Here is a 14,811-nt window from a genome sequence, read left to right as displayed (position 1 = left end):
CCAATGATTACCCAGGCGCCTGTGGTCATGGACTGCAAGCTGGACAAGATTTTCTACGGCAACTTCCTGGCGGTGCGTGACAGCCACGTGCCGATCGAAAAGAACAAGATCACTGGTTTCATCGGCCCGTCCGGCTGCGGTAAATCCACCGTGCTGCGCAGCCTCAACCGCATGAATGACCTGGTCAAGGGCTTCCGCTTCGAAGGCCACGTGCACTTCCTTGGTCAGGACGTTTACGGCAAGGGCGTCGACCCGGTGGTGGTGCGCCGCTACATCGGCATGGTGTTCCAGCAGCCCAACCCGTTCTCGATGAGCATCTTCGACAACGTCGCGTTCGGCCTGCGCCTGAACCGCTACAAGGGCGACCTGGGCGACCGCGTCAAGCACGCCCTGCAAGGCGCGGCATTGTGGGATGAGGTCAAGGACAAGCTCAAGGTCAGCGGCCTGTCGCTGTCCGGCGGCCAGCAACAGCGTCTGTGCATCGCCCGCGCCATTGCCACCGAGCCGGAAGTGCTGCTGCTGGACGAACCCTGCTCGGCACTCGACCCCATCGCTACCCGCCGTGTCGAGGAGCTGATGGTCGAGCTGAAAAAGGACTACACCATTGCCCTGGTGACCCACAACATGCAGCAGGCGATCCGTGTGGCGGATACCACCGCGTTTTTCTCGGTGGATATTTCCCAGGGCACGCGTACCGGCTACCTGGTGGAAATGGGCCCGACCGCGCAGATCTTCGAAAACCCGCGCGAACAAATGACCTCGGACTACATCAGCGGCAAGTTCAGCTGACCGACTCATCCACTGTTTTTCCAGGATTGCCAATGTCTGCACCACGTCGTCTTGATTTGCACGCGATTGAACGCGCACTGCGTGAAGTGCAGGGCCGTTTCGCCGCACTCAGCCGGGATTTCACCGAGCCGCGCGACCCGTTGACGGACGAAGTGCTGCAGAACGTGCTGGATGGCTATGCCCTGGTTGACGACTATGTCGCCCGTGGTGTCGATCTGTTCGACCTGCAACAGGTCAACCTGATGCTGGAGATCAACGCCACTGTGTTGTGCGGCAAGGACCCGGTTCGTCGCTTGGAATACGCCCAGCACCTGACGGCCACCGAAGCGCATTTTTTCAACAATGTGGAAGGCGGCATCAAGGATTTGCACTGCTGGTACGCCAAGCACCACAACGAATCGCCGTGGAAGCGCGCGGCCGGCGTCTACGTGCGCATCCTGAGCAAGCCGCAATTGTTCATCGAAGGCAACCACCGCAGCGGTTCGCTGATCGTTAGCTACCTGCTGATGCGCGCCGGGTTGCCGCCGTTCGTGCTGACCCTGGACAACGCGGAAGGCTACTTCAACCCGTCCTCGGTCATCCGCAACTCAGCCAAACATGGTGTGAAAGCGTTGTACGAATTGCCCAAGATCAAGAAAAAATACGCCGCGTTCCTGGAAGATAACGCCCCGGACCCCAGGGAATTCTTCCTCGACGACACCCCGGTGTCCGCATCACAGGGTGGCCTCTGATGGGAAGTATTGCAGTGCTCGACAGCCTCAACGACGTGTTCAAGCGTCAACGCGTGCGTATTTCGTTCGATATCGATGACACCCTGGCCTGTCAGCTGGATCACAGCGCGGTCGAAGCCAGCAAGCTGCCGGCATGCCTGCACCGCTGGTTCGGCGAACCGCTGCGCCAGGGCACGCGCGAGCTGATCCGCGAGCTGCGTCGCCAGGATTGCAGTGTGTGGGTATACACCTCTTCAGGCCGCACGCCGGCCTACATCCGGCGCTGGCTGATGCTGTATGGCATTCACGTCGACGGCGTGGTCAACAGCGTGCGCCACGCCGAGGCCTTGAGTGAGCGCGGAATGGTGAACTCGCCGTCGAAACTGCCGAGCGCCTTTGACATCGACCTGCATGTGGACGATTCCGAGGGCGTGAAGACCGAAGGTCAGCACCACGGGTTCCGCGTGGCGGTGGTGCGCCCGGACGATGCGCAATGGACCCATCGCGTGCTGGAGGCCGTGGCTCAGGTGCAGACGCAACTGGCCTGGCAGCAGCAACCGCGCAGGGTGCCGGTTCAGGGTGGGGAAGTGTTTTCTTCCTGAGGTGTAAATCAGGTCTTACTGACACATCCCATCTACCTGTTTGTTGACCACGCAGCCGGTCAACCCGCGTCGCTTTCGCGCAATTCCTTGAGGTACTTGTAGACCGTTGCCCGGCCCATGTTCAGCACATTGGCCAGGTAATCGGCGGCGCTGCGCCCATCGAACGCGCCCTCGGCATAGAGGGCTTCGATCAACGCGCGTTTTTCTTTCATGCGCAGGGTATTGAGTGAGAGTTGGCGTTCGTTGAGCCAGGTGTGCAGGAAGGTGTTGATACGCTCCTGCCAATCATCGCGGAACAGTGCGTCGGGCTGCGGGATCAGGCGGCTGACCTGGAAGAACGCATTGAGCGCATCCTTGGCCTGCTCGAGGACCGAGAAATTGATGTTGATGCACAGCAGCACTTCTGCAACACCGTGGTCATTGCGCAGAACAGCGGTGATGGAGCGGACCTTCTGGCCGTTCCAGTTGAGCTTCTCGTAGGGACCCAGGGTGGAGACGCTGTCGAAATCGCCCGGCAATTCGTCCAGTGCCGAGTCATCTCCGAGTTTGCGCTTGGAGAAATTGTTGGCGATATGCACCACAGTCTGGCTGTGCACCTCGTGCAGGATCACTTCGGCGTGGGGGAAAAGCAGCGTGGCGATGCAATCGGCAATCACCTTGTAGTTTTCGAATTTTTTCATGTCTGACGACAACGTCCCTGGTTTCATGGCCGGCATCATATCAGCTGTACCGCCCTGCAAAGCGCCGGCTCTGGTAGAGCCGGCGCGGGTTTGCAACGTCATGCACTCACAGTTCGGCGAGGAACTCCGAGACTTTCTGCAAACCTGCCTTCATCACCTCGGGGTTGTTCGCATAGCCGATGCGCACGTAGCCTTCGATATCCAGTGCGCTGCCAGGCGTGAACATCACGCCTTTGCCTTCCAGCAGTTTCACGCAAAAGTCCCTGGACGACAGCACCGTGTCGATTTTCAGCAGGGCAGTGGTACCCGACTTGGGCTTGACGTAGGAGACCTTCGGTTCAGCCGCAATCCACTGGTCGAGCATCGCCAGGTTGGTACGGGTGATGTGCTGGTTGCGAGCCAGGATCTTGTCTTTGTTTTCCAGGGCGATGGAGGCGAAATGGTCATCCAGCATGCCGACGCTGATGGTGTTGTAGTCGCGGTGGATGGACACCGCGTGAATCACCTCCACGGGCGCGACGATCCAGCCCAGGCGCAGGCCCGCGAGGGAGAACGCCTTGGACATGCTGGCAGTGCTGATGCCTTTTTCATACAAGTCGGCAATCGCTACGGTGAAGCCGTCACCTTCCTGGTCGATGCCGCGGTACACCTCGTCACACAGCAGGTAGGCGCCAACCGAACGCGCAATCTCGACGATCTGTTCCAGCAGCGCACGGTCCATCAGCGAACCGGTAGGATTGTTCGGGTTGTTGATGGCGATCAGTTTCGTGCCCGGGCGAGCCATGGCGCGCAGTTCTTCCAGGTCTGGCAGGAAGGCGTTCTCTTCACGCAGTCGCAGGATCGAGACCTCAGCGCCATAGCTCTCGGGTATCGAGTAATGCTGCTGGTAGGTCGGTGAGACCGAGATCACGTGGTCACCGGGCTCCACCAGGGTTTCGTGGATCAGCGCATTCGCGCCGATGGCGCCGTGGGTGATGATCACATTCTCCCTGGCTTGATCGGTGTAGAGCTGCGCCACGTTGTCGCGCAGGCGATCCGATCCTTCGATGGCGCCGTAGGTCATTTTCATCGGCAGCAATTCGCTGAGGATGGTGTCTTTCTTGCCGGCAAAGTCCAGTAATTGCTCGATCGTGATCGATTCGACACAGGTCTCGGCCAAGTTGTACCGGCACTTGGTTTCATAGGCGTTCATCCAGATTTCAACGCCGAATTCTTTTATTTTCATGAGCAATCCTGATCAGTGGTTTTGAGGGTCAGCCGCGCAGCAGCTTGTGCAGTTCCAGCGCAATGGCAACGTCTTCCAGGCCTAGGCCAATGGAACGGAAGAACACGTGGCGGCTGTAATTCGGGAGGGCAGCGGTGCCCGATTCAAGTTCGGCAAGGTCGCCCAGGATCGCCTTTTCGTTCCACACGCCACTTTCGGTGGCCAACACCATTTCACCCGCCGATGCCGGCGTGGTTTTCAGGTAGTCACAGTACACATCCATTTTGGACAGCTCGTCCGGATGCACTTCGTGGGCGCGGAACGCATTGGTACTGATGGAGGTGATCAAGGTCGGCTTGCTCAAGGTATTGAGCGCCAGCACCGGTTTCGGGGATGAGGTGCACAACATCACCACATCGGCATTGGCGGTGGCCTTCGATTGCACCTCGCAGAGCACAATGCGCGGGTCCATCGCCTCGATGGCTGCGCGTTGTTCAGGTTCCATGGCGCCCATTTCCAGGGAGTACACCGAGATTTTTTCCCAGTCACGCAAATCCTGCACGAACTTCAAGTGCGCCAGCGCCACGGGGCCGCTGCCGACAATTGCCAGGCGGGTCGCCTGTCTGGGGGCCAGGTGATCCACTGCCAGCGCGGTGGTCGCGGCGGTGCGCAGGGCGGTCAGGTAGCCCGACTCGGCCAGCAGCAGCGGGCGGCCGGTGTGCATGGACATCAGCAGGGTCCAGGCGGTGACGATGGGGCGACCCGGGGTGGGGATGTAGGGCGAAGTCTTGATGCCGTAGACGTGTTCGTCATTCAACACGCCCAGGTAATTGATGAAGTCGCCGCCCTTGGCAAATTCGACCACCTGTTGCGGCGGTTGAACAGCGCTGCCTTGTGACAGTGCCTTGAACAACCGGCGCATCGCGTCACGCACGTCGATGTGCTGGAGCAGTTCCTTGATGTCGTCCTCGTGCAGGACCTGCGGGTGAGGGTGGTTATCGGCCATTGCTGCGTGCTCTTGTCAGGGGTGGGACGGCTTATTCGCCGTAGACGTCAAAGTCGAAGTACTTGGCATTGATCGCCTGATAACGGCCATCGCTGCGCAAGGCACTGATGGCTGCGTTGAAACGCTCGGCCAGCGAGCTGTCACCCTTGCGCACGGCAATGCCGATACCGTCGCCGAAGTACGCTGGATCGGTCAGCTTGGGGCCGACGAAGGCAAAGCCGGTGCCGGCGGGTTTCTTCAAGAACGTCTGGTCAAGGATCACATCGTCGGCGAGGGTGCCGTCCAGGCGACCGGATTGCAGGTCCAGATAGATTTCGTTCTGCGAGCTGTAGCGCACGATCTCGGCGCCCTTGGCCGCCATGACCTGTGACGCGAAACGGTCATGGATGCTTGAACGCTGTACGCCGATGCGCTTGCCGGCCAGCCCGGACAAGTCGCCGCTCACTGCCGTGCCGCTTTTCATCGCCAGGCGCGCGGCGCTTTTGTAGTAAGGGACGGTGAAATCCACGGATTTCTTGCGATCGGCGGTGATCGACAACGACGACAGCACGGCGTCCACCTTGCGCACTTTGAGCGAAGGGATCAGGCCGTCGTATTCCTGTTCGACCCATGTGCATTGCACCTGCATCTGTTTGCACAGCGCATTGCCGATGTCGTAGTCGAACCCGGCCAGCTCGCCGTTGGATTGCTTATAGGCAAACGGCGGGTAAGCGGCCTCGATGCCGATCTTTACTGCATCGGCGGCGTGGGCGCTGGAAAGTCCAAGCAAAAGGCTGGTGAGTAGCAGCGTGCGTTTCATCGTGATCTTTACCTGTCTGTAGTTGTTGTGAGCGAGCAAGGTGCTCGCCGGGCAAAGGCAGTAGAAAAAAGTGCAGCGGGTGTTTTTTATAGGCCCATCAGCTTCCCTGTTTGTCTCTCCGGCAAGGGCGTGGTGCCGGCAAGCATTCCAATCTTCTGCCCGGAGCGGGCGAGTTTGACGTGATGGCGGGCGATCAGTCGGCCGCTGACATTGCTCAACACCGCGTAGCGAGGGGCGCCGAGGACGCCGTCCACCGGCACGATCTGCGCTATTACTTCATCGACCTCGACGGCGTCACCAATCTGTTTCTTCCAGGCGACGATGCCTGTTGCCGGCGCCAGGAGGTGCGATACGCCTTCCAGCGGATACACGGTGACTGGCGAACGGCAGGGCGCCTCGACCGCGTCCGCGCCCGCTTCAACCAGGCCTTCACGCTGAAAGAAACGAATGATTCCGCGGGCGTCTTCGGCGGCGATGTCGTCGTCCACATCGGCCTGGCCGCGCAGTTCCAGGGTGGCGGAAAAGCCCAGGTGCGCGGTGTCTACCAGGTCGAGCTTGAGTACTTCTTTCCAGGCCTTGGCGTAGCACTCATCCAGCGGCAGACCGCCGGCTTCATCCTCCAGGAACACCGCGTCAACGCCGGTGGCGACGGCAAGGTCAAGGGCGCGCTGGCGCTGGTTCAGGTTGGCGTAGATATGCAGGATGCTCGATGTGTCGCAATGCAGGTCCAGCAGGATGTCGTGCTCCAGCGCTTGCTTGAGCAGCCAGTACTTGTTGGCGGCCACGGTTTCGTTCGGTGCGCTGGCAGTGAGTGCCTTGGCAAACAGCGCCTTGATGGCGGGCAGGTCATTTTTTGCGGGAGGGTTGTGCTTCAGTTCTGCAATCAGACGCTGGGTGATGTCGGGAAAATTGCGATTGAAGTTCTCGCCGTTTGCCAGGTTGTAGCGTCCCACCATCTGCCCGAAGACCTGCTGGCCCAGACCTACCGGGTTGGCAAACGGGACGATCACGATGTGACCGAGGATGCGCCCCTGTTGCTCCAAGACCTGAAGCTGGCCAATGACGTGTTGAAGCACGAGCAAACCGGGGTGTTCATCGGCGTGGGTGCCTGCTTGCAGGTAGGCACTGCGTGCTGCGTCAGCGCCGCCAAAGCTGTGCTTGAGCAGGGTATGGGTGGTTCCCGGCGTGTGGGAAGGAAGACTGGTTGTCTCGGTTGTTGCCATGATCCATGCCTGCAAATATGTACAATAAGTCCATACTGTACATATATTCCATGGAATACAAGTCCTGTTATGTGAGATTTGTGGAATAAAAGTCTATGAATGCGTCTTTCAGCTGCGCTGAAGCGCCAGTCCGCAAATCGAACTAAGTCATGGCTGCCTGTCCGTCCAGGCTCAATTCGCCGCTGCAATCGCCATGGCCAACTGCATGTCGGACATCAACGGTGCACCGTAGGTTGAACGGTAATAGCGCGACGCGCGTTCAAACTGCACCCCGCGGATTTCGCCTTCGGAACCAATGAACACAAGGGCATCGCTCTTGGACGACTTGAACGCGTCCGGGATCGCAGAGGTGAGTGCCGTGGCGCCGGAGACCAACACAAAGGGCGCGACTGACGTGAGCATCAGCGCCCCTTGGACCGGGTTATTGTTTTCGGCTGCGCAGGCTGGGTGACCGATCAAGGCCAGGTTGGTAAATACGGCAATCTTCCAGGGTTTCATGTGGGGACGCTTCCGTTGCGCAAGGAGGGCGCCACGATAGCAGAGTGGAGGGGGGGCTGAGAGACCCAGGCGGTTTTGCGCGACACGGTTTTCCGATCTCAACCCGGTATCACGGGCTTTTGTGTAGCCATCACCGTTCGTCTCATGGCCGGCACTCGTAGCGGCCTGCCACCTCTCATGATTAAGCGCGGATATCCCGAGCGTTAGAACGGAGTACCAGCATGGAAATCAATGAGAATGCCCCTGGCAACATTTCCCAGCAGGACGTCACCCGCGGTACGGACAACGAGACGGGGCACGATCCGCAACGTGACGAGGACAACATCCCGCTGCCGCCAGACGACGAAGCGCCGCTGGAAGAAGACATGTCGGATGTGGACGCCGCTGATTCAGTCGCGCCTGAGCATCCAGACAACTGACGTTTTTTCGCGTAACGAACCCGGCCGCTGTGCCGGGTTTTTTCGACGGGTCATACGGTCATCAAGCCGGCTGCAGAGCAGGGCCCTTTAATTCGACCTGGTTGTCATCAGGGTCGCTGAGGTAAATCGACAAGCCTGTTCCCTCCGCGCCATATCGCATCTCGGCCGCTTCAGCGGGCACACCGGCACTCGCCAGGTGGCGCAGAATGGCCTGTTCATCGAACGGCTCGACGCGAAGGCAGAAGTGATCGACGTTGTGTTCCTGCTTACCCGCCGGCTGCCCACCCTGACGACCGATTGGCCCGGTAACATCAACCAGGTCTATCAGGGAGGTACCGGCGCTCAGGTGAATCAGGCCAAGGTCGTCACGGCGTTTTCTCACTTCACATCCCAGTACAGACGTGTAGAACGCCAGGCTGCGCTCCATGTCCCGCACCCTGAGCACAACATGATCGATACGTTGAATGGAAAAGTTGCGCATTGCGATCGCTCCTTTCGGTTCTTTGAGTCGATTGTCCAAGCCATGAACGTCATTGCGTCCAGGCAGGAGATCAAGTGCTCTGTATCCGTTTACGTCGCTTCAAGTCTGCCACTTTGCGCAAACGTCGCGACAGTTGGTCAATGGAATAGGGCTTATGCAGCAGTTCAAAGTCGTAGGCACCATTGTGAGCCAGCATGTGGCTATACCCTGAGGTGAGCAGAACGGGGAGATCGTGATACTGCTCGCGTATTCTGCGGGCAAGATCGACGCCGTTCATTCCTGGCATGACCACGTCGGAAAAAACCACATCAAAGCGATCGGCATTGGCCTCCAGTGCCGCCAGGGCTTCATCTGCGTTGGCAGCCAGCACCGGTACGTAGCCCAGGTCGATCAGGGAATGCACGGCGAGGGTACCGACATCAATATTGTCTTCAACCACCAGTACACAGGTGCCGTGGCCTTCCAGCACACCTTCTTGCTCCTCCAGAATAGTCGGGGGGGCAGGCTTCTCGACCCTGGGCAGGTACAACGTGAACGTACTGCCACGCCCTATCTCGCTCTGAACCGTGACCTCTCCGCCAGACTGCTTTGCGAACCCGAAGACCTGAGAGAGGCCTAGACCGGTGCCGTGACCGATTCGCTTGGTGGTAAAGAAAGGTTCGAAAATTTCAGAGAACCGATCGTTGGCAATCCCGACACCCGCGTCGGTGATCGACACCGCTACAAATGATCCGCCAATGGCCGGCTGCTCCCTCAAGGCAGGAATCTGCTCGACCCGTTGAACGTTGATCGTCAGTTGGCCTTCACCGCCCATGGAATCTCTGCCGTTCAGCGCCATGTTGACCAGTGCCGTTTCGTATTGACTGATGTCAGCCTCTACAAACAATTGCTCGTCAGGTAGATCCGTCACGATCTTGATCAAGGAGCCCGTCAACGTTTCCATCATGCCGGAGAGGGATTTGACCCTGTCACAGGCTGCGAAAATCTCGGGCTTGAGTGCTTGTCGTCTGGCGAAGGAGAGCAGTTGTGAGGTCAGCTTGGCCGCCCGATCGACCGTTTCTGAAATGGCGCCGACGTAGCGTTGACGACGCGGGCCGGGCAAGTCCGGCTTTTTCAGCATGTCTGCGGAGGATTTGATAACCGTCAGGAGGTTATTGAAGTCGTGGGCGACGCCGCCGGTGAGCTGCCCGATGGCTTCCAGTTTCTGCGACTGACGCAATGCCTCCTCAGCGCGTTTCAACGCTTGCGCTTGCCCTTTCTCCGAGGTGACGTCACGCCCGGTAGCGTAAGTGACGTCGCCGGCAGGTGCAGCCACCCAGGAAAACCAGCGCAAAGATCCATCCTTATGCCGGTATCGGTTCACCACGCGGGGCGTCCCGCCGTTGGCCGCGAGGACATAAGCTTCGATGGTTTCGTCGTGATCATCTTCCACGACAAACTCGTTGACATGATGACCCACCAACTCGTCGGGTTGATAACCCAGCAAGGCCGTCCACGAGGGGTTGACCCGCAGGAATACCCCCTGGAAATCGATGACCAGAAGCAAATCAGGAGAGGTATGCCAAAGCTGGTTGAGTTCGAGATTACGTTGCTGGATCTGCTGTTCCAGTGTTTCGTTCAACGCCTGCAATTGCGCTTCGATTTGCAAGCGCTCTCGTTCTCGGCGAACGGTCTCCGTGATTTCCAGCCCCTGGTTGAAGAGCCCGACGATGGTGCCGTCTTCGCCACGAATGGGCGCCGCGCTGAAGCTCCAATAGGTGAGCTCCGGTTTTCCCCGCCGAACCATCGGCAATTCGACGTCGACTTGCGAGAAACCCTCGCCCGTCTGCAGGCAATGATAGAAAGGTGCGCAGACGTGTTCCCAGGCCGCCCCCCAGACTTCTGCAACGGGCCTGCCCAGGGCATCGGGGTGACGATCTGCCAACGAAGGGATGTAAGCATCGTTGTAGAGCATCAGCAGGTCTGGCCCCCACAGCACTGTACCCAGCACGGGGGAGTTCAAACAGGTGGAGACCATGGATCTCAGCGATTGTGGCCAAGTGTCCAGCGGCCCTAGAGGGCTGGCAGCCCAATCGTGGGTGCGCATGCGCTGCCCGATCTCACCGCCACCCGAGAGAAAGGCGTACTGCTTTGAAGAACCATCAATAGTACGCATTGCTTGGACGTGCTCCCGCTGAAGTGCTGATGACCTCAGCCCACTCGAACCGCCATCGATGGCCTTAAGACCAGGATGCGGTGTTTCTGTTGATATTTAGTGCATTGGCGGGGAGCAAAGGTTCAGCGGGTTGTGTCGCCGCCTGGCACGCTTTCGGTGAGCGCCTTCGCTCTGGATGATCAAGCTACCCAGTTGCCGCGTATTGAATGGGTTACCGTTTGAATTAACAAGCGAGATGTTGAGATTTAACGCCATCTTTCTGAGAGCAGGCATCGTCGGATGGTGGCAATTTGGTATTGATTGAGGTATTACCGGAGACCGGCATGGAGCCAATCAAGGATCGATAATGTTTGCGAAGATAGTTGTGGGGATAGTGATCGGTTTTGTCGCGGGGTTTATCGAGGCTAAAGCGCCATTTTGGCCAAGGAGAGCTGAGACGCTCTTTGAGGCACTGATTTTCCTTGTGGGGCTCGCGTTCGTGGCGTCGTCCTTCGTGTTCGGCGCAATGTTTGGGGTAATGGCAATCGTCGAAATCGGTGTCGGTTTCTGCGCATACGGCATGGTGTTCAGGGGAGAGAAGGCGCCGTCCTAGCGTCCATCCATCGTGGACAGCCCTGCGGCGGCGGATCAGATACAAGAAACCCGGCGTCAGGCCGGGTTTCGATGTAATAGCTTCACACACTAACGATGCTTGTTCTTGTGTTTATGTTTGCCGTTGCCTTTGTGCTTCTTGCCGTCCGATCGATGATTGCCTTCATCATCCGCCAGGTTGTTGCCCAGCGCGCCACCCGCAGCGCCGCCGAGACCAGCACCGATAGTGGAGCCCGTCGTGCCGCCGAGGCGATTACCGATCAGTGAGCCGCCAGCCGAGCCGATACCGCCGCCTAATGCAGCTTCCGCTCTGTTGCCTCTCTGAGCGCCGACAGCACTGCCGGCAGCCCCACCGACGCCTGCGCCTACCGCTGCGCCCGTTGAGCCGCCGAGCTGTTGACCGACGATATTGCCAAGTGCGCCACCAACCCCGCCTCCAAGAGCGGCAGTGCCATCTCCGGCAGCCATTGTTCCTTGCGAAATAAGGACACCCAACAATAGGGCGGGCAGTGTCATTTTCATGGTGTGAACCTCTGTGGGTCGTCAGCAGGCGCTTACGGTTTAAAGCACGCCTACCATAGGGACTGAAGTAACCGTTTGAAGTTCTCTACGGGCGGTGCTTGCGCGGGAATGGTTGTAACAATATATGCCGAATTTGCTTGCGCCCAGCGCAGGACGAACGCCGCTTTTGGTGATGCTGGCCTGCTTGCCCTCTCTGTCACCCTCCAGGGAGTGAAGACGGTTTGTGGGTGGTGAGCGCAAGTCTCGACGCTCTCTCGCGTCATCCAGTACGGCCAGCTTGCGATCTGCGACTGACTTAATGTCGGCCCAGCGCCGTGTCCTATCGGTGGTAAAAAGAGCTTCTGTGTCGGCGCATGGAACGCTTCGAATCTTTGGTTATGAACGCTGAACGTTATTCGTAAGGGCGAGTATGTGCCCTTCAACACTGTATTCAACCGATTGCTAAACCAGCTGGCGGACCCCCAACGACAAAATCAACCCACCGCATAGCCGGTCAATGGCTTTTTTCCTTCCTTGATAAGCGAAAGCAATCTTAGGCTGCGAAAGAGCGATTGCGACCATTCCATACCAAGCCATTGAAACCACCACTACAACTGCCAGCATCGACAAAAACGTGCCCGGCGAAACGTGGGCGGGAGCTGCGGCTGAAAAAACAGCCGCATAGAAGGCCATGGACTTGGGGTTACCGATGTTGGTAATCACCCCTTGAGTAAATGACTGTCGGCAACTACCGGCGATGGCATCATTCAGCGGGCCGATAGCGTTCCTTCCGGCGTTGATCAGCAATCGGAGCCCGAACCACATCAGGTAGGCTGCCCCCAGCACCTTTACAACAAGCGCAGCCCAAGGGAGCGCAGCGAATACAATCCCTAGGCCTGCAATCGCACAGGTTGACCAGAACAGGTTGACCACCACGATTCCCGCCACCAGGGCTAGCGCTTCAGACCGGGTAGCAGCCACCGCTTTATGGACGACTGCAACGAAATTCGGCCCAGGAATAACGACACCAGCCAGATAGACCAAAAACACTGTCAAAACAGCGGAACCGTCAATCATATGATCTCTCGCGATGTAGGAAGGCGGTGATCGTCACCAAAGCAAGAATTTTACACAGCACCTTCAGATTAGGGGATTTTTACGTATGCGTCCGGGCATCAATCCTTGCGTGATTGAAACGGTTGCATCGGCATGAATAACCTGAGGCTCGAACAACACGTCGCGCAGCGCATCGACCAGCGGCTGCAACTGAACCCAGTCACACCCACCCTTTGAGCCAGGGTTGAGCGTGGAGCGCTGTAGGGAAATTGCAGGGGAAGCGTAAAAATACGCCTGAGATTCCCATGAAGTTCCCATGGCGCATTGCAGGGCCCGAAAACAAAAAAAGACCTCCGAAGAGATCTCTTTAAGTACCTGGTTTACAGGGTTTAATTGGTGCCCGAACCCGGAATCGAACCGGGACGCCCTTACGAGCGGGGGATTTTAAGTCCCATGCGTCTACCAGTTTCGCCATTCGGGCGGCAGCGCGTGTTGCAGGGTTGGGAATATATAGATCCCATCGCGATGGTGCAAGGTCGAATGGCGCTTAGTTGCGTTGCCTTGGGCAGGAAAAATCCCGATAGATCAGTGATCTACGCGCATCCTCAATAAGCGCCCGCCACCGCACCCGCGCCGCTGACGATCGCACTTCCGGAGCTGCTGCCGAGCCGGGTGGCGCCGGCGTTGATCATTGCTTGGGCGATCACCGGCATCAGCGGCCTGAGGGCTTACGACCTGGCGAGTTGCATCGTGCGTTCGCTGGAATTGCCCATCATATAAGCACTGGCACGCCTCTACACAAACGGCTGACCGCTGAAACCGCGTGGCACGCGCTGCAACCCTGGCATGTCGGCCAGGCGGTGGGTCCAGGCGCTGCGCCAATCCACGGCGGCATGCACCTTGGCCTTGCGGTTGGCACGGCGGGCGGCGTTGCGTTGAGTGCGGCGGGCTTCCTTGTACGCGTCGGTGTTGCGGCAGGTACGGCACTTGACCCGGTTCAGCTCGGTGCTGGAGGGCAGGGTGGTGCCGTGGCGACCACAGGCCAAATGGCCTGCAACCTTGAAGTGAATGACCATGTAAGCGTCTCCTTCATAGGGGGGAGCGCGCATCGGTGGAGCGCAATGCGCACGGGGAGGGCGGGATGCAATAAAAACCCCGGCACCTGATAGTACGACCCCATCCCGGTGATGACGTTCGCGTCTCAGTCGATCAGTGCCAGGAGGTCGGTATCGCCGACCTTTTCGATCCGGTTTACATGGGTTTTTCCCCGAGGGTGCTGTCGCGCCATCAACGGCGGTGGCCGCCCGGCGGTCATGGTGTTCCGGCAGGCGCGGGCTATGGTTGTTAAACGCCAACACTGCGCCCTGGGAGGGTGACACCATGAACACCAGCGATCTACTCGAACAACTCTTGCGCGCCGGACAGCAAGGCGGCGCCTCTTCGGGCGCAGGCCTGGGCGGGGTGCTGGGCGGACTGCTTAAAGGCAGCCGAGGTGGCGGTGCCGCTGGCGGCGGCGGTCTAGGGGATCTGTTGGGTGGCCTGGGCGGCATGCTGGGGGGCGCGACGACACGCCCGGCCCAAGGGCGCGCGGGTGGGATGAACTATGCGGCGCTGGCGTCCCTGGGCATGATGGCGTTCCAGGCATATCAGGCGTGGCAGCGTCAGCAGGCGACTGCCCCGCAGGCGGCGTTCCAGACGGCTGACCAACTCGACGGCCCCGCAGTCGAAGCCCATAGCCACGCGGTATTGCGCGCGCTGATCGCCGCAGCCAAGGCCGATGGGCGCATTGACGAACAAGAACAGCAGATGATTTCCAACGAGCTGCGTCAGCACACCGACGACCCGCAATTGCAGCAGTGGCTCGACGCCGAAGTCGCCAAGCCCCTGGATGCCGCAGATTTCGCCGAATTTGCCAGTGACCCGGCAGTGGCGGCCGAAGTGTACCTGGCGAGCGTGATGCTGGTGGACGATCAGCAGGATGCGGAGCGTAATTACCTCGACGACCTGGCAGGGCAGCTGCAGATCGCCCCGCAATTGCAAGTGCACCTGGAGCAGCAAGCGCAGAACCCTGGGTGAAGGTCTCTCTGCAGGCGTCGA

17 protein-coding genes, 1 tRNA gene and 2 pseudogenes are annotated in these 14,811 nt (G+C 59.0%); 6 read left to right on the top strand and 14 right to left on the bottom strand.

The window, feature by feature from the left end:
• The first annotated feature begins 27 nt into the window (after positions 1 to 27).
• From pstB to CQ041_RS06880, 3 genes are read left to right on the top strand one after another with little or no spacing between them, the layout of a single operon-like run.
• Positions 28 to 789, top strand: a complete 762-nt coding sequence (gene pstB, locus CQ041_RS06890) for a phosphate ABC transporter ATP-binding protein PstB (protein ID WP_371923004.1) — start codon at positions 28 to 30, stop codon at positions 787 to 789.
• Positions 790 to 821: 32 nt separating this feature from the next.
• Positions 822 to 1,520, top strand: coding sequence for a hypothetical protein (locus CQ041_RS06885; protein WP_105521707.1), 699 nt, complete (start codon positions 822 to 824; stop codon positions 1,518 to 1,520).
• Entirely contained in the window at positions 1,520 to 2,101 is a 582-nt protein-coding gene (locus CQ041_RS06880) for a hypothetical protein (protein ID WP_105521706.1), read from the top strand. Before CQ041_RS06885 ends, CQ041_RS06880 begins: the two co-directional genes overlap by 1 nt.
• Positions 2,102 to 2,160: 59 nt before the next feature.
• Here the strand turns inward: CQ041_RS06880 and CQ041_RS06875 are convergent, their stop codons facing one another.
• From CQ041_RS06875 to CQ041_RS06850, 6 genes are all read right to left on the bottom strand, one after another.
• Entirely contained in the window at positions 2,161 to 2,781 is a 621-nt protein-coding gene (locus CQ041_RS06875) for a transcriptional regulator (protein ID WP_105521705.1), read from the bottom strand.
• A gap of 106 nt (positions 2,782 to 2,887) precedes the next feature.
• Entirely contained in the window at positions 2,888 to 4,006 is a 1,119-nt protein-coding gene (locus CQ041_RS06870) for an aminotransferase (RefSeq protein WP_105521704.1), read from the bottom strand.
• A 28-nt stretch (positions 4,007 to 4,034) separates the two neighbouring features.
• On the bottom strand, positions 4,035 to 4,991 hold the full coding sequence (locus tag CQ041_RS06865; protein WP_105521703.1) for an ornithine cyclodeaminase family protein: 957 nt from the start codon (positions 4,989 to 4,991) through the stop codon (positions 4,035 to 4,037).
• 31 nt (positions 4,992 to 5,022) lie between these two features.
• Positions 5,023 to 5,790: an ABC transporter substrate-binding protein gene (locus tag CQ041_RS06860; protein WP_105521702.1), complete on the bottom strand. Its 768-nt coding sequence runs from the start codon at positions 5,788 to 5,790 to the stop codon at positions 5,023 to 5,025.
• An 86-nt stretch (positions 5,791 to 5,876) separates the two neighbouring features.
• Positions 5,877 to 7,013 carry a succinylglutamate desuccinylase/aspartoacylase family protein gene (locus CQ041_RS06855; RefSeq protein WP_105521701.1) on the bottom strand — a complete coding sequence of 379 codons (1,137 nt, stop codon included), beginning with the start codon at positions 7,011 to 7,013 and terminating at the stop codon, positions 5,877 to 5,879.
• A 171-nt stretch (positions 7,014 to 7,184) separates the two neighbouring features.
• Entirely contained in the window at positions 7,185 to 7,511 is a 327-nt protein-coding gene (locus CQ041_RS06850) for a DUF2388 domain-containing protein (protein WP_105521700.1), read from the bottom strand.
• Between the two features lie 221 nt (positions 7,512 to 7,732).
• On the opposite strand from CQ041_RS06850, the gene CQ041_RS06845 reads away from it, so the two are divergent.
• Positions 7,733 to 7,930 (top strand): hypothetical protein, encoded by a 198-nt coding sequence (locus CQ041_RS06845; RefSeq protein ID WP_105521699.1) that lies wholly within the window; start codon positions 7,733 to 7,735, stop codon positions 7,928 to 7,930.
• A 61-nt stretch (positions 7,931 to 7,991) separates the two neighbouring features.
• Here CQ041_RS06845 and CQ041_RS06840 read toward each other — a convergent pair whose 3' ends face one another.
• Positions 7,992 to 8,411 carry a VOC family protein gene (locus CQ041_RS06840; RefSeq protein ID WP_105521698.1) on the bottom strand — a complete coding sequence of 140 codons (420 nt, stop codon included), beginning with the start codon at positions 8,409 to 8,411 and terminating at the stop codon, positions 7,992 to 7,994.
• Between the two features lie 70 nt (positions 8,412 to 8,481).
• Positions 8,482 to 10,566 carry a PAS domain-containing sensor histidine kinase gene (locus CQ041_RS06835; protein WP_241090105.1) on the bottom strand — a complete coding sequence of 695 codons (2,085 nt, stop codon included), beginning with the start codon at positions 10,564 to 10,566 and terminating at the stop codon, positions 8,482 to 8,484.
• Positions 10,567 to 10,912: 346 nt separating this feature from the next.
• On the opposite strand from CQ041_RS06835, the gene CQ041_RS06830 reads away from it, so the two are divergent.
• Entirely contained in the window at positions 10,913 to 11,158 is a 246-nt protein-coding gene (locus tag CQ041_RS06830; RefSeq protein WP_105521697.1) for a hypothetical protein, read from the top strand.
• 89 nt (positions 11,159 to 11,247) lie between these two features.
• Here CQ041_RS06830 and CQ041_RS06825 read toward each other — a convergent pair whose 3' ends face one another.
• The 6 genes and pseudogenes from CQ041_RS06825 to CQ041_RS06800 form a co-directional block, all read right to left on the bottom strand.
• Entirely contained in the window at positions 11,248 to 11,679 is a 432-nt protein-coding gene (locus CQ041_RS06825) for a hypothetical protein (protein ID WP_105521696.1), read from the bottom strand.
• Positions 11,680 to 12,120: 441 nt separating this feature from the next.
• Positions 12,121 to 12,735 carry a LysE family translocator gene (locus CQ041_RS06815; protein WP_105521695.1) on the bottom strand — a complete coding sequence of 205 codons (615 nt, stop codon included), beginning with the start codon at positions 12,733 to 12,735 and terminating at the stop codon, positions 12,121 to 12,123.
• Between the two features lie 90 nt (positions 12,736 to 12,825).
• Positions 12,826 to 12,968 (bottom strand): annotated as a pseudogene (locus CQ041_RS26155) (transposase); the annotation flags it as partial.
• Between the two features lie 140 nt (positions 12,969 to 13,108).
• Positions 13,109 to 13,195 (bottom strand) — tRNA-Leu (locus CQ041_RS06810).
• A gap of 124 nt (positions 13,196 to 13,319) precedes the next feature.
• A pseudogene (locus CQ041_RS26745) lies at positions 13,320 to 13,415 on the bottom strand (2-deoxyribose-5-phosphate aldolase); the annotation flags it as partial.
• A gap of 93 nt (positions 13,416 to 13,508) precedes the next feature.
• Positions 13,509 to 13,790: a hypothetical protein gene (locus tag CQ041_RS06800; protein WP_105521694.1), complete on the bottom strand. Its 282-nt coding sequence runs from the start codon at positions 13,788 to 13,790 to the stop codon at positions 13,509 to 13,511.
• 304 nt (positions 13,791 to 14,094) lie between these two features.
• Here CQ041_RS06800 and CQ041_RS06795 point away from each other — a divergent pair, with 304 nt between their 5' ends.
• On the top strand, positions 14,095 to 14,790 hold the full coding sequence (locus CQ041_RS06795; protein ID WP_105521693.1) for a tellurite resistance TerB family protein: 696 nt from the start codon (positions 14,095 to 14,097) through the stop codon (positions 14,788 to 14,790).
• Positions 14,791 to 14,811 lie beyond the last annotated feature (21 nt).

The sequence above is a fragment of the Pseudomonas sp. MYb60 genome (genome assembly GCF_002979555.1).
Classification (GTDB): Bacteria; Pseudomonadota; Gammaproteobacteria; order Pseudomonadales; family Pseudomonadaceae; genus Aquipseudomonas.
The sequence above is the reverse complement of the archived record's forward strand: the minus strand, read 5'-3'. Positions and strand labels throughout refer to the sequence as shown.